We start from the raw sequence: 17,724 nt of genomic DNA on the forward strand, positions 1-17,724 counted from the left end.
GACCATGCGGATGTTGTCCGGTGCGCAGTGGCGGGCATCCGCCACTGCGCACCGGGCCCGGCTGGAGAACCTGGTCGGGCCCTATCTCGAGCGACGAGCGCGAGGTTCGTCGCACCCGGTGATCGACTTCTTGTTCACCTACTACGGTCACAAACCCGCCCAGTTGCGGCGCTGGCATCCGGGATACGGCATCGGGCTGGCCGAGGCCGCCGAATACCACGGTGCACGCGGGTATCACCACGTCGTCATCGATTCCGGCGCCGAGGGCGTCTACACCGCCGATCCCGCATACCTGGGCAAACGCCGCGACACCGTCGCGTTCGTCGCCGAGTTGTTGCGTGCCACCGCGTCCCGGCCCGCGCAGCTGTCCTGCTTCGGCCTGCACGAATGGGCGATGGTGTACCGCACCGACGACATCCGCCACCAGAAGGTGCCGCTGCGTCTGGGACGATCGGGCACCGACGCCGTACTCGACTCGATGTCGCTGCGGTGTACGCACTTCGACGCCTACCGCTTCTTCACCCCGGACGCCGTCGGCCGCAATGCCGAGCCGCTCACCCGCGCCGACCAGCTTCGCCGCGAACAGCCTGGCTGTCTGCACGCGAATATGGATCTGTACAAGTGGGGCTTCAAGCTCGTCCCGCTGATCTCCTCGGACCTGCTCCTGGATTGTTTCGAACTGGCCTGCGCCGCACGGGAACTCGACATGCGCGCCAGCCCCTACGACCTGTCCGAGTTCGGCTACGAGCCGGTTCGCATCGAGTCGCCCGCAGGGCGGGCCGAGTACGTTCGCGCCCAGTCCGCGCTGGCCGAACGCGCAGCCGGATTGCGGCGCACCTTGCTGCGCGTCTGCGACGAACTCCTGGCCTCGCACCCCGACGCGGACTCGGCGATCTGATCGACGAGGAGCGCGGCGTCCAGGTGCTCGGCATGTCCGATCCGGCGAATCCGCGGCTGCTCGATCCCGGCCGAGAGACGAATTCGGCTATGCCACTGCCGATCACCACGGATCAAGGCGGCTTATCGCCGGACGGCAACACCTCTTCGCCCGGATCCTGCGGAGTTCACGCGGATCCACCGGTGTGAAACGAACAATTCCGACGTTCGCGATTCCGGGACCCAATCGAACAATCCCCCGGCCAGCACGCCTGACCAGGGGATTTCGCGACGCGAAGCACATCGTGCACCACACGCTCATAGCGGCGGGAAGCCCGCCGATCCGGTGGCCATCCAATTCCAGAACATCGCCGCGCGATTGGCGAGCAATGCCACGATGTCGAGCACAACGCTTCCCATGAATCTTCCTCACAAATCGAACGATCTCGTGCGGCACCCATGGTAACGGAGCGTTATACACGAGTCGAAACTCCGCATCGCCCGCAAAAGCACGAGTTTCCGTCCACTGCGGGAAGAAATCACCCGTTCCGAGCCCGACCTTTTCGAATGATTGCACCATCAACACGGTCAGGCCAGGAAACCACATCGAGGTTTCCTCGCAGTGACAGCACATCAGGAAAACCACGAGGAAAATTGAGCAGCAAAACAGAATCCTCAGTGACAGCACGTTTCCCCGCGACGGTCTTGTGGACGGTTGCACTTCAGCAGTCCGGGAATTCCGCAGAAATTTCGTGCCACTGATCAGCACTTGAGCGGCTGCGGCTCGAAATCGGAGTACGCCTCTAGTCGAAGAGATCTTTGATCCTCGTTCGGAGCGTTATACACGAAATTTGCGCGGCGTCCACCGCACTGTTCGCGGCGGGCTGCGACCAGTGGGGAAGAGGCGCGGCCACTACCTCGGTCCGCAGTATATTCTGAGATACGTCACAGAGCAGGATCCACGCATGGGCGAGATTGAGCCGTCAACAACTCATCGCGACGTGATCCCCGCGGTCACAGTCGAGCTCGCAGCCGCCGGATTCGCTGATGCCGAACAGATCGGGCATGGCGGGTTCGGTGCTGTGTATCGGTGCAATGAGGTCGCCTTGGACAGAACGGTGGCCGTCAAAGTACTCACCGCGGATTCCGACGAGGCGAATCTCGAGCGGTTCGTCCGGGAACAGCGGGCGATGGGCCGAATGACTGGACATCCGAACATTGTGGGGGTGCTGCAGGTCGGCACAACTTCATCGGGGCTGCCCTACCTGGTTATGCCGTACTACCCGGAGGGTTCTCTCCACGCCCGGATACTCCGGCACGGCCCTCTGTCACCCGAGGAGGCGATCCGGCTGGGAATCAAATTGTCCGGGGCCCTCGACGCCGCACATCGACTCGCTGTCCTGCACCGCGATGTCAAACCGAGCAACATTCTGATTAGCGACTACGGTGAGCCGGCCCTGACCGACTTCGGGATCGCGCGCATCGCTGGCGGATTCCGCACTGCACAAGGCAACATTGCCGGGACGCCGGCGTTCACCGCGCCGGAGGTACTGGCCGGTCAGGAACCCACACCGGGGGCAGACGTCTACGGGCTCGGTGCGACATTGTTCGCCGCGTTGACCGGGCACGCGGCGTTCGAGCGGCGTAGTGGCGAGCAGGTGGTGGCCCAGTTTCTGCGGATTACCACACAACCGACACCGAACCTGACCGAGCACGGCGTCGACGAGGACCTTTCACTTGTGATCGAACACGCCATGGACCGCAGCGCCGAGCAGCGACCAACGGCCGTGGCGCTGGGCGAGCAGCTGCAGCAATTGCAGGCCAAGCGCGGGTTGCCCGTTGACGAGATGGCGCTGCGAGCAGAAGCAAATGCCGAACACGCCGCTGCCGCTCCGAAAATTTCCCTGGCGGCCGGACGTTCGCCGGTTCGGGGGTGCGATCCGCTCGGGGCTTCGGTCGGCAGCAGGGGGACCATTCCAGCTGAGCTGACCAGTTTCGTCGGCCGCCGCTCCGAATTGACCGATACCAAGAACCTGCTTGCGAGCGCCCGGTTGGTAACGTTGACCGGGATCGGCGGGGTAGGCAAGACGCGCCTGGCTTTGTGCGCGGCGGCCAGTGTGCAGCGAAACTTCCATGACGGGGTGTGGCTGGTCGAGCTCGGCCAGCTACACAACGGCGCCTTGTTGACCGGCATGATTGCCACCACTGTGGGGCTACGCCCGCAAGGAAAGCCGGTGCTCGAGGTGCTGATCGACTACCTGACATCCCGACAACTACTGCTGGTCCTCGACAACTGTGAACAAATCGTGGACGCGGCGGCGAAGGTTGCCGAGACACTGCTGAAGGCATGCCCGAAGCTGCGAATCCTCACCACGAGCCGTGAGGCCCTGAACGTCGGCGGAGAAGCGGTGCTACAAGTGCGGCCGCTGACTGTTCCGAATCCGGATCGAGAGCCGTCGCTGCGAAATGCGCGCCGCTACGACGCGATCACTCTATTCACCGAACGGGCCACCGCCGTGGAGCCGAACTTTGCGCTCACCGAGGACAACATCGCCACCGTGACCGAGATATGCCACCGTCTCGACGGGCTACCCCTGGCGATCGAACTGGCCGCCGCCCGGTTGCGGGTATTGTCGCCGGTGCAGCTTCTCGCACGCCTCACCGAACGGTTCGCGCTGCTGACGCACGGCAGCCGCGGCGCGCCGAGTCGTCAGCAGACCCTACGGTGGTGCATGGACTGGAGCTTTTCGCTGTGCACCCCGGCGGAACAAAAACTTTGGGCACGACTATCGGTGTTCGCCGGAAGCTTCGAATTCGACGCCGCCGAACACGTGTGCCGATGCGGCCTGCAGGGTGGAGACTTGCTCGACACTCTCACTGCGCTGGTGGACAAGTCGATCCTGAACCGCGAGGAACGGGACACGGTGGCGCGATTCCGGCTGCTCGAAACGGTCCGAGACTACGGGCGCGACAAACTCCAACAGCTCGGCGAGTATCCGCAACTGCGGCGCAGACACGCGGACTGGTACCGGCAGCTCGCAGAGCAGGCCGACGTCGACTGGATCAGCCCCCGCCAACTCGACTGGATCGTCCGCCTGGACCGCGAACAACCCAACCTTCGCGAGGCATTGAACTTCTGCCTTGCCGACACCGGAGCCGGAATATCATTTGCGGCTGCCCTCCAACCGTTCTGGCTTTCCCACGGCCAAGCCGGCGAGGCGCGCCACTGGCTCGACCGCGCTCTCAACAGCAGCCCCGCCACCCCCACCGTGGTACGCGTCAAGGCACTGTGGCGTACCAGTGTCGTGGCCGAAACCCAGAACGACTCCCGGGCAGCATCCGATCTGGTCGCGCAGGCGCGCCAACTCGCTGCGGCGACCGAGGACCCGATCGTGCATGCCTTCGCGGACCTCGCCGAAGGCATGCACAAGGTCTTCGACGGCGAGCCTGCCCGTGCATCCGTTCCCCTGGAGGCCGCGCTCGAATCGTTCACTACTCACGGTGAGGTCTACGGGCAGATCTGGGCACTTTTCGCGCTCGTGTGGGCCCACGAATTACAGCAGGACAGTGTGACAGCGATCGCATACGAAGAGAGGGTCCTCGCGATCACCGAATACTGTGGCGATGCGGTACATCGGTCATATGCCTTGTGGGTAACAGCGGTTGCCGCTTGGCGCCAGGGCGACCCTGACCGCGCGCTGCGGCGGCTGCGGCAGGGGTTGCAGCTGATCAGGCAACTGAAGGACTCGCTCATGGGCGCTATGGCCTTGGAGACACTGGCATGGATAGTGGGCGCTCGAGGCAGCGCGCGGCACGCCGCGGTATTACTGGGCGCCGCGCAGGCACTCTCTCGGTCGACCGGTACCTCCACTGTGCTGTTCACGAACCTGACTGTGCACCACGACGATTGCTTAGCAGCAGCACGTCGCACACTCGGCGAGAAAGCATTCGAGACCGCCTACCGCGAAGGCGCCCGACTCGACTTCTACGCCGCCATCGACTACGCCGTAGAACCGCAGTACCGGACCGCTGCTCGCGGCCTGGGCCCCTCGGCGGAACTGACCACGCAGGAACGGAAAGTAGCGGATCTCGTCGCCGAGGGCTTGACCAACAGAGCCATCGCCGCCCGTCTGAGCATCTCCCCGCGCACGGCCCAAGGACACGTTGAACACATCCTCACCAAACTCGGATTCACCTCGCGCGCCCAAATTGCTGCGTGGACGGTCGGGCGAAGCCGAACTGGACAGACCGAACTGCCCGCCCACGAAATCGATTGACTGGTGGAACCGGGTCGGCAGTCGAGTTCTGATGACGTGCACCGCCGTCGGGCCTACGGCCTCGGCAGGCCGGCTGAGATACCACAGCTGGTGAGCTCACCTCCAAGCTCTGTTGAGTCTACCGACAGCCGAGTCGAGGCGGACGCAGCGAGCTGCGACGTCGTCCCGGCTATCCTCGTTCTGAGTAGTTTTCAACCTCATCCAGGACAGCAACTGCCACATCGGCAGCGTCTCGGACCGGATGCCTCACGCACTGTGTAAAAGGGCGGCTTCTGCCGCGCTTCGGCTGCCAGCACGGTGCGTCAGGCGGCTCGTAACGATTCAATACAGTCGTTCCGACGCTGCGCCGTGGATGGTGTCGAGCAATCGGTCGATGGTTGCCACGCCGTTTGTCGATTCGGCCACCGCTCGGTCATTGTGCGCTCGAAGGGCAGTCAGGTGGCGGCGGCGTATTCTTTTTTTCCTCGCCGAAGAACGTCGCCAGTTGCTCGATGTCCCGGCCAAATGCTCGATACCAGCCGTTCGATGCCCGGATCGCCTCGGGTGTGTCGTAGGCGTATGCATAGATTTCGCGGTCGAAGTCGGTATGGCAACGGGATCGATTACCGACGAGTCGATCATCTCGTCGATCAGGTAGCGCGAACGCCCGGCGAGCAACTTCTCGGGCAGGCCACGAAGCTGGTTGAACGCGAACTACCACATCGTTGCCGGCTGCTCGGGCCGCGGCGGCGCGGTGAACTGGTACCAGCCCTCGTCCGGATGGATCACGTCCAGCAGCGCGACCCGGCGGGCGGCCTCCGGATGATTGGCGGCGAAACTGTGCGCGAGCGGAGTGCTCGACACGCAACTTTAACACGCACGAAACACTCGCCATGTTTCACTAGAGATAACACTGATTCATGACATGAAACATGGCCCTGAGGAAAACTGGTGACGGAAACAAGCAAGTACCTGATCGTGGGCGGCGGCCTCGAAGGACTGTCGATCGCGTGGTCCCTCGCCGAGCGCGGGGAAACAGATGTCCTGGTCCTCGAACGGGCCACCCTCTGCTCAGGCATGACCGGAAAGTCCAGTGGCGTCGTGCGCTGCCACTACGGCACACCCTCCCTGGCCGCAATGTCCTGGTACGGCGTCGACGTATTCAACCGGGCGACGGAATTCTTTGGTGACGACCTCGCCTTTCAGCGGTGCGGCTACGTCGTCGGAGTGGGCGAGAACAACATCGAGCCCCTGCGGGCCAACGTCGCGATGATGCAGGGCCTCGGCATCGACGTCGAATTGGTCGCGCACGACAAGATGGCCGAGTTGTGGCCGTCCTTGCACCTGGACGACTTCGCCGCATTCGCCTACGAGCCTCGCGGCGGACGTGGCGACGCGTATATCGCCGGCATGGCCTTCGCAGCCGCGGCACGCAAACACGGCGTGCGGATCCGACAGTCCACACCGGTGCGTTCCTTGCTCCGCAGCGATGCGGGAACCGTCTACGGCGCGACACTCGCCAATGGCGACGAGGTGCACTCCGAAACCGTCATTCTCGCGACAGGCCCGTGGGCGCCCGCCCTCGCCGTCGGGGTGGGTGTCGACATCGATGTGAAAGCTCAACGGGCGCAACTTGTCCTGATCGATCAGGGCGAGCCGACACCGTCGGTGCCGGTGCTGTCCGACCTCGCGGGACTGTCCTACATCTGTCGCGAACCCAATGGGGAACTGCTGGTGGGCAACTCGGACCACCAGGCACCGGAGTTCATCGACCCTGATCACTACGTCAATCGCGCCGACGAAACCACGATCGACAAGGTGGTCGCGAAGATGAGCCACCGCCTTCCCCATATGGCGGATCCGCGAATCACCACCTCCTACGTCGGTGCCTACGACGTGACCGAGGACTACAACCCGATCATCGGCCCCGCTCCAGTCGACGGCCTGTTCCTCGCTACGGGATTTTCGGGTCACGGATACAAGATCTCGCCCGCAGTGGGCAAGCTCGTCGCAGACCTGCTGATCGACGGATCCACAACGCTGCCGAATGTGAACCCGCTGGACTTCCGCTATTCGCGGTTCGAGGAGAACGATCTACTCCTCAGCCTCAATCCTTACGAGGGCGCAGGAGAAATGCGATGAGAAACAGGATCTCTCACTCCTCCCCCTACTTTTGCAAGGAGCAGTCATGACCATCGATACTCTCGCTCAGCAAACCGGAAATCCCATCGGCGTCAACTCATCAGTTCCTACCCTGGCCGCTAGCGCTCGCGCGAGTGGGACGGCTTTCATCCTCGCATTGTTCACCACGCTCGCCGGAAAGCCGTGCGCCAAACTGGTTCCGATCGAGGCGGTAGAGGAACTCGAAAGTGCCGGAGTCGGATTCGCCGGGTACGCGGCCGGAGCCATGGGCCAAGAGCCCAAGGATCCCGATCTGATCGCAATTCCGGATCCGGCGTCCTTCATGCCGCTGCCGTTCGTCCGGCCAGGTCTCGCTCTGGTGCATTGCGATCCGCATGTCGACGGCAAGCCGTGGCCGTTCGCGCCACGTGTCATCTTGAAAAAGGCTCTCCGGCAAGCCGCGAAACGCGGGTTTCGAGTCAATGTCGGCGCCGAGATCGAGTACTTTCTCGTGAATCGCGCGGCCAACGGTGCTTTGGTCGTCGCCGACTCCGCCGACGTCACGAGGCAGCCGTGTTATGACGCCCGGGATGTCACACGCATGTACGACCACCTGACCGAGATCTCCACGGCCATGAACGCGCTGGGATGGGGCAACTACGCCAACGACCACGAGGACGCCAACGGTCAGTTCGAGCAGAATTTCGATTACGCAGACGCGCTCACCACCGCCGACCGTGTCATCACCGCTCGCTACATACTGTCGGTTATCGCCGAAAAGCGTGGTATGCGTGCGACATTTATGCCGAAACCGTTCAGTGACCGGACCGGCTCGGGTATGCACATGCATCTGTCGCTGTGGACCGCCGAGGGGGCTGCCTTCCCTGACACCAATGACGACAGAGGTCTCGAACTATCGCAGACGGCCTACTCCTTCATCGCAGGCATTCTCGAGCATGCGTGTGCCCTACAAGCTGTGATCGCCCCAACGGTCAATTCGTACAAACGCACAGGTGCCACCGCCACCACCAGCGGCGCGACTTGGTCGCCGCGCTATGCGACCTACGGGGGCAACGATCGGACCCACTACCTGCGGGTGCCTGACCACAATCGCGTCGAGTTGCGCGGCGGGGACGGCTCCGCCAACCCCTATCTGGCCGCAGCCGCCGTCATCGCCGCAGGTCTGGACGGCGTGGCGCGCTCTCTGGACCCCGGCCGACCCGGCGGCAAAGCCACGGGCAGCGCCATGCTGCCGATGACGCTGCTCCACGCGATGGACGCACTCGAGGCCGACCCGATCGTCACCGCGGCGTTGAACGCCGTCGGCCCAGGCGTGAGCGAATACTTCGCGCGGATCAAGCGAGAAGAGTTCTTCGCCTGGCACAACACGGTTTCCGCTTGGGAGATCGAGCACTACCTGACCGCATTCTGATCATCCATCACCAGAGGAGTCCGCCATGTGTGGAATCGTCGGGCTTCACCTTCGTGACGCCGCGCTCTATCCCCGCCTGGGGTCACTGTTGACCGACATGCTCGACCAGATGTGCGACCGCGGCCCGGACTCGGCCGGCATGTCGACATACGGCGATCCCGTGTGGTCCCCAGAGGGGCATTCGACAGTATCGCTGCTCGATGTGGCCGAATCACCCGCTTACCTGGAAACCCAGCTCACCGAAGTACTCGGTGTCACGGTGACCGTCATAACCCTGGCACCCACGACCATCGTCCACGCCACAGCGGAGGCCCAGGCCCTCGTCGACGCCATCCGGCGGCTCTCCCCCGCGGCCCGGGTCATCGGCTTCGGCAATGACCTGACAGTTCTCAAAGGTACCGGCAATCCGACCGAGCTCGCGCATCGTTTCGGGCTGCCGAACGCCTCGGGCTGGCAGGGTGTCGCCCACACCCGCATGGCCACCGAATCCGCTGTCACCGTGGCGGGATCACACCCGTTCTCGGTCGGACCGGACCAGTGCCTGGTACACAACGGATCCTTCGCCAACCACATGACGATCAAGCACCGTCTCGAACGTGGCGGCGTGCAATTCGACAGCGACAACGACACCGAGGTCGGCGCCCGCTTCGTCGCCGAGCAACTCGCCGAGGGCGTCGACCTGGAGAAGGCGCTGCTCATGCTCAACGAGCAGTTCGACGGCTTCTACACCCTGCTCGTGTCCACCCGCGACTCGTTCGCCGTCGTACGTGACGCGATCGCCTGCAAGCCTGCCGTGATCGCCGAAACCGATCAATGGGTCGCCATGGCATCCGAATACCGCGCCCTGGCGACGCTTCCCGGGGTGGACCACGCCCGAATCTTCGAACCCGAACCAGAAGAGGTGTACGTATGGCACCGTCCGTGACCACCGCAGTCGACACCACCGGCATCGCGACCTTCGACCTGCGCACATCCGACCTTCGTGAGGTCAACGAACAACTTAAAGCGCTCCCGTCAGCGGCGACCGCAGTCGTCGAGCACCCACAGGGCCGGCACGCACTGGCCTGCGGGCTCGACGCCGCCATCGATCTGACGATCGACGGCCACGTCGGCTACTACTGCGCCGGGATGAACCAGCGAGCCACCGTGACCATCACGGGCAGCGCAGGTGTCGGCGTCGCCGAGAACATGATGTCGGGCACAGTGCGAGTCCACGGCGACGCCTCCCAATCCGCGGGCGCCACCGCACACGGCGGCCTACTGGCCATCCGCGGCAACGCCGGTGCACGATGCGGTATCTCGATGAAGGGGATCGACATCGTCGTCGGCGGCGACATCGGGCACATGAGCGCGTTCATGGGCCAGGCGGGACGTCTCGTGGTGTGCGGAAACGCCGGCGAAGCCCTCGGCGACTCGCTCTACGAAGCACGCATCTATGTGCGCGGCACGGTCGCATCGCTCGGCGCCGACTGCGTCAAGAAGGTGATGCGCCCCGAGCACCTCACCGAGCTGCGTGAACTGCTCGAAGCTGCGGACATCGACGTAGACCCGGGCGATTTCACCCGGTACGGATCGGCCCGTCAGCTCTACAACTTCCACGTCGACAATGCCGACGCATACTAGGAGACCGCTTATGACCAGCCCTCACCCTGAACTGCGGGAATCAGCAACATTCGACCGCAGGGTCATCGCGGAGATCCAGCGAGCCTCCGAAACCGGTATCTACCGGATCCGCGGATGGGGGGCAAAACGCGCGCTCCCCCACTTCGACGATCTACTCTTCCTCGGCGCGTCGATGTCGCGATATCCGCTGGAAGGATATCGGGAACGCTGCGACACCGATGTCGTGCTCGGCGACCGGTATGCGAAACGCCCTCTGCACCTGTCCATTCCGGTAACCATCGCAGGAATGAGCTTCGGCGCTCTGTCGGGGCAGGCCAAGGAGGCCCTCGGCCGGGGTGCCAGCGAAGTCGGAACGTCGACCACCACCGGCGACGGCGGTATGACTCCGGAAGAGCGTACGCAGTCGAAACATCTTGTATACCAGTATCTTCCGTCACGCTACGGCATGAATCCCGAGGACCTTCGGAAAGCGGACGCCATCGAAGTCGTTCTCGGACAGGGGGCCAAGCCCGGTGGCGGAGGGATGCTTCTGGGACAGAAGATCACCGAACGTGTCGCCGGAATGCGAACCCTGCCAGAAGGAGTCGACCAACGTTCGGCTTGCCGCCATCCCGACTGGACCGGTCCCGACGACCTGGCGATCAAAATACTCGAGCTCCGCGAGATCACCAACTGGGAAAAGCCCATCTATATCAAGGTGGGAGCAACGCGCACCTACTACGACGTCAAACTGGCGGTCAAAGCCGGCGCCGATGTGGTTGTCGTCGACGGGATGCAGGGCGGCACCGCTGCCACCCAGGACGTATTCATCGAACACGTCGGAATACCCATCCTCGCTGCCATTCCACAGGCCGTGCAGGCACTGCAGGAGTTGGACATGCACCGCAAGGTTCAATTGATCGTTTCCGGTGGAATACGCAACGGTGCAGACGTCGCGAAGGCGATGGCGCTGGGAGCCGACGCCGTCGCTATCGGAACCGCTGCCCTGATCGCGTTGGGCGACAACAGTCCTCGCCTCGCCGCACAGTACGCGGCGCTGGGTTCGGCCGCAGGCTTCTACGACGACTTTCAAGCCGGTCGGGACCCGGCCGGAATCACCACCCAGGATCCGGAACTCTCCAAAAACCTCGACCCCGTCGCCGCGGGCCGGCGGTTGGCCAACTATCTGCGTGTGCTGACGATGGAGGCCCAGACACTGGCACGAGCATGCGGCAAGTCGCATCTGCGCAACCTCGAGCCCGAAGACCTGGTTTCGCTGACGGTCGAGGCATCCGCCATGGCCCGTGTGCCACTCGCGGGAACGAACTGGATTCCCGGACAACACTGAGGAATCGATGTGCCCGCACAGCGGGCACATCGGCCCACTCCCACTCGAGCATCTGCGCTCTCTTCACGATATCGAAGGACGATTCTGCGATGACGACCACATTCGACTCCATGTGGGGATCTCTCCTCCCCGTCGGCAGGGACTCCACCACCGGCGGCTATCGACGCTTCGCGTGGAACGACGCCGACATGACTCTCAGAGAATGGTTCATCGACAGCGCGGACAAGCGGGGAATGAGCGTCGAGGAGGACCGTAACGGCAATCTATGGGCATGGTGGATGCCACCGGCGTGGACCGGCGACCCCAAAGATGCCTTCGTTACCGGATCACATCTGGATTCGGTGCCCGACGGCGGCGCATTCGACGGGCCACTCGGGGTCGTATCAGCCTTCGCCGCAATCGATCTCATCCGCGCCCGCGGCATCGTGCCGACCCGGCCGATCGCGGTGACCGCGTTCTCGGACGAGGAAGGTGCCCGGTTCGGAGTCGCCTGCGTCGGCTCACAACTGTCCACGGGTGCATTGAAACCCGAGCGTGCCCTCGCACTCCGCGACGCGGACGGTGTCACTCTCGCCGAAGCGCTGGAACGCAACGGCCGCAAGCCCCATCATGTGGGCGTCGACCCCGGCCTGACCGACCGCGTCGGCGTCTTCGTCGAACTCCACGTCGAACAAGGACGCGCCCTCGACCTCCTGGATCGTCCAATCGCCGTCGCCGCGACGATCTGGCCACACGGACGATGGCTGTTCACTTACAGCGGCGAGGCAAACCATGCCGGCACCACACGCATCGTCGATCGAGCCGACCCGATGCTCGCCTACGCGTCTTCCGTGCACAGCGCCCGCATCGCCGCCACCGCACATGATGCCGTCGCCACGTTCGGCAAATTGTGCGTTCTTCCCAACGGCGCCAACGCCATCCCCTCCGAAGTCAAGGCATGGCTCGACGCCCGCGCAGCCGACGAAGCGACCCTCACCGCCCTCGTCGAACAGATCTCCGCAGAAGCTCGCCGCCATGCCGACAACGACGGCATAGATCTCGATATCGCGGTTGAGTCGATCACCCCGATCGTCACCTTCCCAGCCACCGTGCGAGACACGCTACGCAATTCCTTGTCCGCATTCGGCGAGGTCCCCATTCTGCCCACAGCGGCCGGGCACGACGCCGGGATCCTGTCTGCGAAAGTCCCAACGGCGATGATCTTTGTCCGCAACCCCAGTGGTGTCTCACACTCCCCACACGAGTTCGCCCGAGCAGAGGACTGCCGCCTCGGCACCGAAGCGCTGGCGGACGTCATGGCCGACTGGGCAACCACGTGACCCAGCTCGCGCAGATGCTGCTAGGGGAATCCCGGAGGAACAGCAGTCCACTGGCAGGAAACACTGGGATAAGCTGATCAGATGACCACCGATAACGTCCGGGTAGTCCGCGACACGGGAGATCCGGCCCCCGTACAGCGCGAGGTGCCGACGGACAAGCCGACCGGCGGCAACCTCGAGGTTGCGATCGCCAGGCAGGTTCGCGCGCTGCGACGCGCCGCGAATCTTTCCGTGGCCGAGTTGGCGGATCGGGTCGGCATATCCAAGGCAATGCTGTCCAAGATCGAGAATGTGCAAACCTCCTGCAGTTTGCACACCCTCGCTCGCCTGGCAGCCGGATTGGACGTCCCGGTGACATCGCTGTTCCGTGGGGCCGACGTGGAACGTGAATCTGTCTACGTCGCCGCGGGCAACGGCGCGGTGATAGTGGGGCGCGGCACCCGGATCGGCCACCACTACGAGCTACTCGGCGCGCTCCGCGGCCAACACAAGCGACTGGAACCAGTACTGGTCACCCTCACCGAATCCAGCGAGGTATTTCCCAGGTTCCAACACGCAGGCACCGAGCTCATCTACATGCTCGAGGGAGTAATGGTGTACGGCCACGAACACGCCGAATACACGCTCCGACCCGGAGATTCGCTCCTCCTCGACGGTGAAGGCATCCACGGCCCCAACGATCTCGTTCGCATGCCGATCAGATTCCTCGCGGTGACAGCGTATCCAGACAACCACGAGGAGAATTGAGCAGCGAAAGCAAATCCTCAGTGCCAGGACCCCGCCACGAAACTTTTGATCGTGTCGCTGAACGCGGCGGGGCGCTCGATCATGGACCAGTGGCCGCACTTGTTGAGCAGAACGGCGTCGGCGGTGGGGATCTGCGCCACTAGCTCCCAGGTGCGGGCTGGAGGAATCACCTTGTCCTGCAGCCCGTGCAGTAGCAATACCGGGACGGCGAGGTCACCCAGGTTGTCGGCTTGCAGCGGCAGATTGTGCCGATCTCGTTCGCGAGCGGCCATGACCTTGCCGAGTCGACCGATGCCGACCTCGTATTCGGCGACGACCTGCCGGGCAGCGACCATGTCGTCACTGATGAGGCGTGCGTCGACGACGAAGTTCCGGAACGCCGCGCGCAACCCTTCTGTGGTGATGTCGGGGTCGAGGTGGTGCGCGATCGCCGCGGTCGTGACGGGCGCACCGCCGGTTCCCATCGAGACGACCCCGAGGACCCGATCCGGATGGTCGATCGCGAGTTGGAGGGCGACCCAGCCGCCGAGGGAGTTGCCGACCAGCCAGGCCTGGTCGAGGTCGAGTCCATCGAGCAGCCGTAGGACGTGCCGGCCCCATTCACGGATGCCGAAGGATGCGTCCGCAGGCTCGATGGTGGCTCCCCAGCCGATCAGGTCGGGTGCGATGACGCGCAGCGCTCCCGATAGGGCGGGCACGGTCTGCCACCAGTTGGCGGCGGCGGATACGCCGGTGCCGGAGCCGTGGAGCAGCAGGACCGGGGTGCCGTGGCCGGCATCGTGGTAGTGCGTCACCTCGCCGGGTGCGGTCTCGAGCCACTGGTCCTCGAGCCCGAAGAACGCTGGTGTGTGGTAGTCGGGGGTGCCAAGAGCGGACATGTGAGCTTGCTTTCTTCTAGGGTGGTGCGAACACAGGAACTGTGGGCATGGGGTCTTTACTCGATGCTGGAGATGACACCCATGCCGGTGATCCACCGCGGCACCGGTTCGTATCCGGTCCAGGCGATCGGCCCGCCCCAGGCGCCGGCAGCTGCGGCCCAGGTGCGGAGTTCTCCTGCTCCGGGGCCGGCGACAAGTTCGATGTCCTCATCGTCCATCCGTCTCAGGACGGAGGGATCTGTCTTGATGCGAGCCAGGGTGTCGCGGTCCCAGTCGGCGTTGACCTCGCCGGTGGCCTCGCTCTGGGCGAGCTCGAGTGCGGCGGCCTGACGTCCGGCCTCGCGTTCTTCAACTTGACTGCGCCCGTGGATGAGGAAGTCGCGCCATTCCGGGGTGATAGAAGGGTCGAATGCGTCGATCGAGTTCGGCCAGTGCGACAGCCCGCCTGAGCCGACGACCAGCACACGTGCCTCGACCTTGCTCTCAGCGATTGCTTCTCCGACCGCCTGTCCGAAGGCGTAGCTACGGGCGAAGGTTGGCAGCGGGGAGGTGCCCGAGTTCACGATGATGGGCACGATGGGGATGTCCACGCCTGGGTTGAGCCGCTGATAGACCTGGGTGAGTCCGTGGTCGATCCGTAGGTCGAGAGACAGCGCGGGGTCGAATCCGCGTCGGGTGACGCCGGCGAAGATATCCGTTCCCACCGCCCGTGCGACTGGCAGGTCGCCCTTGGGGGTGAAGTAATCGCCGGCGCCGACGACCTTTTCGATCCCGATCGTGAACGCGGGGAGCATGTCATAGAACACGCCTCGGGCGTGGTCGGGGCCGAACACGACGATGACGTCGGGCTCGAGACGCTCGACCGCTTTCCTGGCACGGGTGATGTGGGCGACGAACTCTGCGCCCTCGTGACCGGATTCGGGATCCGGCCCCAGGTTCCACAGCGGGGAGTGTGAGCTGCTGATGTTACCGATGATGGTGGCCATGTTGGTGCTCTTTCGACAGAGGTCTGGTTCAGTGCGCTAGCCGTCGGCTGTTGCAGCGTCGGCGATGCGCTCAGTCCTGGAGTGCGGTGCCACCGATGAGGGTGAAGGCGACGATCGCGGGTCGGTCGGTACGGTTGGACCAGGCGTGGCGGGTGCCGCGCTGGATGAGGACGTCTCCTGAGTGAAGGAGCCGCTCGTCGCCGTCGAGCACTGCCCAGATGTCGCCTTCGAGGACCAGTGCGTAGTCGAGCGACGGTGTGGCGTGGACCTGGTCCGAAGGGCCACCGGGTCGGTCGCGCCAGTCCGAATCCGGAGGAAACTCGACGATCCGGAAGACCGAACCACCAGCGGGTGGATCCAGCGCGACGGCGCCGTCGAGGCCGTCGTCAACCACGGTGTGGTTGTCGACCGGGACCAGGTCGTGTCGCCACAGGTTGGTGACAACGAAGGTGGGCGTATCTGCGACAACCTGGACCGATGGACTGTCGCTGTCGGAGATGAAGACGGATCTGCCTTCGGAGTCGACGCCCGTCACCAGGCGCCGGAATGTACGGGTCGTTGGAGCGGGTGCTGTGGTCGAGAGGGTGACATTGTGTTGAGCCATGGTGACTGTTTCCTTGCTGCTAGACGAGGGAGAACCCGCCGTCGATGATGAGGGTGCGACCGGTGACGTACTTCCACTCCAGGAGTGACACGATGACCTCGGCCACGTCGGCGGGAACGCCGACGCGTTGTAGCGGGGCCTTCTCCCGCCAAAAGGTGTAGATGTCCTCCCAGCTAGGGTCGGAGGTCCAGGCGGTCTCCACGAGCCCTGGCGCTACGGCATTGATGCGGACCTCGGGGGCAAGCACCGGGCCGAGGAGCTTGACCATGTGGTGCAGTCCTGCCTTGCTCACCGCGTAGGGGATACTGCTTCCCCCGACGTCGGCTCCTGCCAACGCTCCGGTCACTACGATCGCCGCGTCTCCAGCCTCACGAAGATGCGGCTCGGCCACCAGGATCGTGCGCCATATCGCGACGATGTTCTGGGTCAGGATGCGCTCCCACACCGCGTCATCCACGTCCGCAAGCTGAGCATGCGGAATCTTCGCCGTTGCGCCGGCCGTGTAGACGAGCGCATCGAGCCCGCCGAGGCGATCCACCGCTGCCTCGACGACCCGTGACGCCGAGCCCGGATCGGCCATGTCGGCGCGGAAGTACGTCGTTCCAGGAATACTCTCCGCGACCGCATCGCCCGCAGCCTGCTCGCGGGAGCCCGTGATCACCGACTGCCAGCCGCGCGCCCCGAGCTGCTCCGCCGCGCTTCCGCCGATTCCTCCCGTGCCACCGATGATCAGTGCTCGCTTCGGCGTCGTCTGGGACATTGTTGAACTCCCTTTGCGATATACGTGTCTGCAATTTATGTAACTTCGATCATGTATGTCAATACATGAAAGGACATGAATGTCTTTAGCTTCGTGCGGAGTGTCGCTAGCCCCTGCGGAAGCGGGGTTTGTCTAATAGGCCACGGACCACTGTGCGCGGTGTTGACTCGGATCTTCGACCTCGTCGATCACGGCGACCGCGAAGTCTGCGGCAGAGAGTGCCGACCGGCCGTTGCCGTCGAAGAGGGCGACCTCGCCGCTGGTACGGAATCCGCCAAGTGCCTCGCGGTCCCATTCGCGGCCGTACTCGGCGGCGGGGCTGACGAAGAACCAGTCGAGCTGCTCGGGCGCAGACTCGGTCAGGGCTTCGAGTACGCGATGGACGATCCGCGGTTCGTTGCCGAGGTCGTGCGGCGGCGTCCCCGCATGAACGAAGCGGGGATGTCCGGGAGCTAGGCGGAGGGACCCGAAGCCGCCGATCACGCCGAAGCGGATGTGCCGCTCGGCTGCAAGGTCGATCAGACTGGAGTGCACGGCCTCGTAATGGCTTTCCATCTCGGCTCGCGGTGCGAGAGCAGAGATCACCACGTCGACCCGCGAGACTGCCTCGTCCCGCACAGCCGTCTCTATGAGGGACGCGATCTTGTAGTTGACTCGGAGGACCGGGTCGGTGGGATCATGGCGGCTGTAGGAGGTCACTTCGTGGCCTCGACTCGCGGCTTCACGGACAAGGCGGCTCCCGGTGAACCCGGTCCCGCCGAGGATGGTGATGCGTGCCATTTTGTTCCCTCGATC

General features: G+C 64.1%; 15 protein-coding genes. 9 read left to right on the forward strand and 6 right to left on the reverse strand.

Annotated elements, in window-relative coordinates; all coding sequences use genetic code 11:
* Nucleotides 1-4: 4 nt before the first annotated feature.
* Together ACT89H_RS25745 and ACT89H_RS25750 are read left to right on the forward strand one after the other, a co-directional pair.
* Nucleotides 5-898 carry a 3-methyladenine DNA glycosylase gene (locus ACT89H_RS25745; RefSeq protein WP_445111345.1) on the forward strand — a complete coding sequence of 298 codons (894 nt, stop codon included), beginning with the start codon at nt 5-7 and terminating at the stop codon, nt 896-898.
* A gap of 943 nt (nt 899-1,841) precedes the next feature.
* Nucleotides 1,842-5,153, forward strand: coding sequence for a protein kinase domain-containing protein (locus ACT89H_RS25750; RefSeq protein WP_445111243.1), 3,312 nt, complete (start codon nt 1,842-1,844; stop codon nt 5,151-5,153).
* A gap of 693 nt (nt 5,154-5,846) precedes the next feature.
* Here ACT89H_RS25750 and ACT89H_RS25755 read toward each other — a convergent pair.
* Nucleotides 5,847-5,996: a hypothetical protein gene (locus tag ACT89H_RS25755; protein WP_445111244.1), complete on the reverse strand. Its 150-nt coding sequence runs from the start codon at nt 5,994-5,996 to the stop codon at nt 5,847-5,849.
* Nucleotides 5,997-6,083: 87 nt separating this feature from the next.
* Between ACT89H_RS25755 and ACT89H_RS25760 the strand changes: the two genes are divergently transcribed.
* The 7 genes from ACT89H_RS25760 to ACT89H_RS25790 all read left to right on the forward strand — a co-directional run bounded on the left by ACT89H_RS25760 (nt 6,084) and on the right by ACT89H_RS25790 (nt 13,701).
* Entirely contained in the window at nt 6,084-7,274 is a 1,191-nt protein-coding gene (locus ACT89H_RS25760; RefSeq protein WP_445111245.1) for an NAD(P)/FAD-dependent oxidoreductase, read from the forward strand.
* A gap of 46 nt (nt 7,275-7,320) precedes the next feature.
* Nucleotides 7,321-8,685, forward strand: coding sequence for a type III glutamate--ammonia ligase (gene glnT / locus ACT89H_RS25765; RefSeq protein ID WP_445111246.1), 1,365 nt, complete (start codon nt 7,321-7,323; stop codon nt 8,683-8,685).
* A gap of 25 nt (nt 8,686-8,710) precedes the next feature.
* Nucleotides 8,711-9,610, forward strand: a complete 900-nt coding sequence (locus ACT89H_RS25770; protein ID WP_445111247.1) for a class II glutamine amidotransferase — start codon at nt 8,711-8,713, stop codon at nt 9,608-9,610.
* Nucleotides 9,595-10,308, forward strand: a complete 714-nt coding sequence (locus tag ACT89H_RS25775; RefSeq protein ID WP_445111248.1) for a GltB/FmdC/FwdC-like GXGXG domain-containing protein — start codon at nt 9,595-9,597, stop codon at nt 10,306-10,308. The genes ACT89H_RS25770 and ACT89H_RS25775 overlap by 16 nt, the downstream gene beginning before the upstream one ends.
* A gap of 10 nt (nt 10,309-10,318) precedes the next feature.
* On the forward strand, nt 10,319-11,635 hold the full coding sequence (locus ACT89H_RS25780) for an FMN-binding glutamate synthase family protein (protein ID WP_445111249.1): 1,317 nt from the start codon (nt 10,319-10,321) through the stop codon (nt 11,633-11,635).
* An 89-nt stretch (nt 11,636-11,724) separates the two neighbouring features.
* Nucleotides 11,725-12,954, forward strand: coding sequence for an allantoate amidohydrolase (locus ACT89H_RS25785; RefSeq protein ID WP_445111250.1), 1,230 nt, complete (start codon nt 11,725-11,727; stop codon nt 12,952-12,954).
* 81 nt (nt 12,955-13,035) lie between these two features.
* On the forward strand, nt 13,036-13,701 hold the full coding sequence (locus ACT89H_RS25790) for a helix-turn-helix domain-containing protein (RefSeq protein ID WP_445111251.1): 666 nt from the start codon (nt 13,036-13,038) through the stop codon (nt 13,699-13,701).
* Nucleotides 13,702-13,718: 17 nt separating this feature from the next.
* On the opposite strand, the gene ACT89H_RS25795 is transcribed toward ACT89H_RS25790, so the two are convergent.
* The 5 genes from ACT89H_RS25795 to ACT89H_RS25815 form a co-directional block, all read right to left on the reverse strand.
* The gene (locus ACT89H_RS25795; protein ID WP_445111252.1) at nt 13,719-14,579 is read right to left on the reverse strand and encodes an alpha/beta fold hydrolase; all 861 of its coding nucleotides are present in this window, start codon (nt 14,577-14,579) and stop codon (nt 13,719-13,721) included.
* Between the two features lie 56 nt (nt 14,580-14,635).
* Nucleotides 14,636-15,565, reverse strand: coding sequence for a DODA-type extradiol aromatic ring-opening family dioxygenase (locus tag ACT89H_RS25800; RefSeq protein ID WP_445111253.1), 930 nt, complete (start codon nt 15,563-15,565; stop codon nt 14,636-14,638).
* Between the two features lie 70 nt (nt 15,566-15,635).
* Nucleotides 15,636-16,100 carry a cupin domain-containing protein gene (locus ACT89H_RS25805; protein ID WP_445111254.1) on the reverse strand — a complete coding sequence of 155 codons (465 nt, stop codon included), beginning with the start codon at nt 16,098-16,100 and terminating at the stop codon, nt 15,636-15,638.
* Nucleotides 16,101-16,188: 88 nt separating this feature from the next.
* Nucleotides 16,189-16,929: an SDR family NAD(P)-dependent oxidoreductase gene (locus tag ACT89H_RS25810; protein ID WP_445111255.1), complete on the reverse strand. Its 741-nt coding sequence runs from the start codon at nt 16,927-16,929 to the stop codon at nt 16,189-16,191.
* 132 nt (nt 16,930-17,061) lie between these two features.
* A complete protein-coding gene (locus ACT89H_RS25815) occupies nt 17,062-17,709 on the reverse strand; it encodes an NAD(P)-dependent oxidoreductase (protein WP_445111256.1) in 648 nt (215 codons plus the stop codon).
* Nucleotides 17,710-17,724 lie beyond the last annotated feature (15 nt).

Source organism: Nocardia aegles, assembly GCF_052545135.1.

Excerpts from the sequence above, each read along its gene's own strand:
- ACT89H_RS25745 (WP_445111345.1), top strand. The coding sequence starts at position 5 with ATGCGGATGTTGTCCGGTGCGCAGTGGCGGGCATCCGCCACTGCGCAC.
- ACT89H_RS25750 (WP_445111243.1), top strand. The coding sequence starts at position 1,842 with ATGGGCGAGATTGAGCCGTCAACAACTCATCGCGACGTGATCCCCGCG.
- glnT (WP_445111246.1), top strand. The coding sequence starts at position 7,321 with ATGACCATCGATACTCTCGCTCAGCAAACCGGAAATCCCATCGGCGTC.
- ACT89H_RS25770 (WP_445111247.1), top strand. The coding sequence starts at position 8,711 with ATGTGTGGAATCGTCGGGCTTCACCTTCGTGACGCCGCGCTCTATCCC.
- ACT89H_RS25775 (WP_445111248.1), top strand. The coding sequence starts at position 9,595 with ATGGCACCGTCCGTGACCACCGCAGTCGACACCACCGGCATCGCGACC.
- ACT89H_RS25780 (WP_445111249.1), top strand. The coding sequence starts at position 10,319 with ATGACCAGCCCTCACCCTGAACTGCGGGAATCAGCAACATTCGACCGC.
- ACT89H_RS25785 (WP_445111250.1), top strand. The coding sequence starts at position 11,725 with ATGACGACCACATTCGACTCCATGTGGGGATCTCTCCTCCCCGTCGGC.
- ACT89H_RS25790 (WP_445111251.1), top strand. The coding sequence starts at position 13,036 with ATGACCACCGATAACGTCCGGGTAGTCCGCGACACGGGAGATCCGGCC.
- ACT89H_RS25795 (WP_445111252.1), bottom strand. The coding sequence starts at position 14,579 with ATGTCCGCTCTTGGCACCCCCGACTACCACACACCAGCGTTCTTCGGG.
- ACT89H_RS25800 (WP_445111253.1), bottom strand. The coding sequence starts at position 15,565 with ATGGCCACCATCATCGGTAACATCAGCAGCTCACACTCCCCGCTGTGG.
- ACT89H_RS25810 (WP_445111255.1), bottom strand. The coding sequence starts at position 16,929 with ATGTCCCAGACGACGCCGAAGCGAGCACTGATCATCGGTGGCACGGGA.
- ACT89H_RS25815 (WP_445111256.1), bottom strand. The coding sequence starts at position 17,709 with ATGGCACGCATCACCATCCTCGGCGGGACCGGGTTCACCGGGAGCCGC.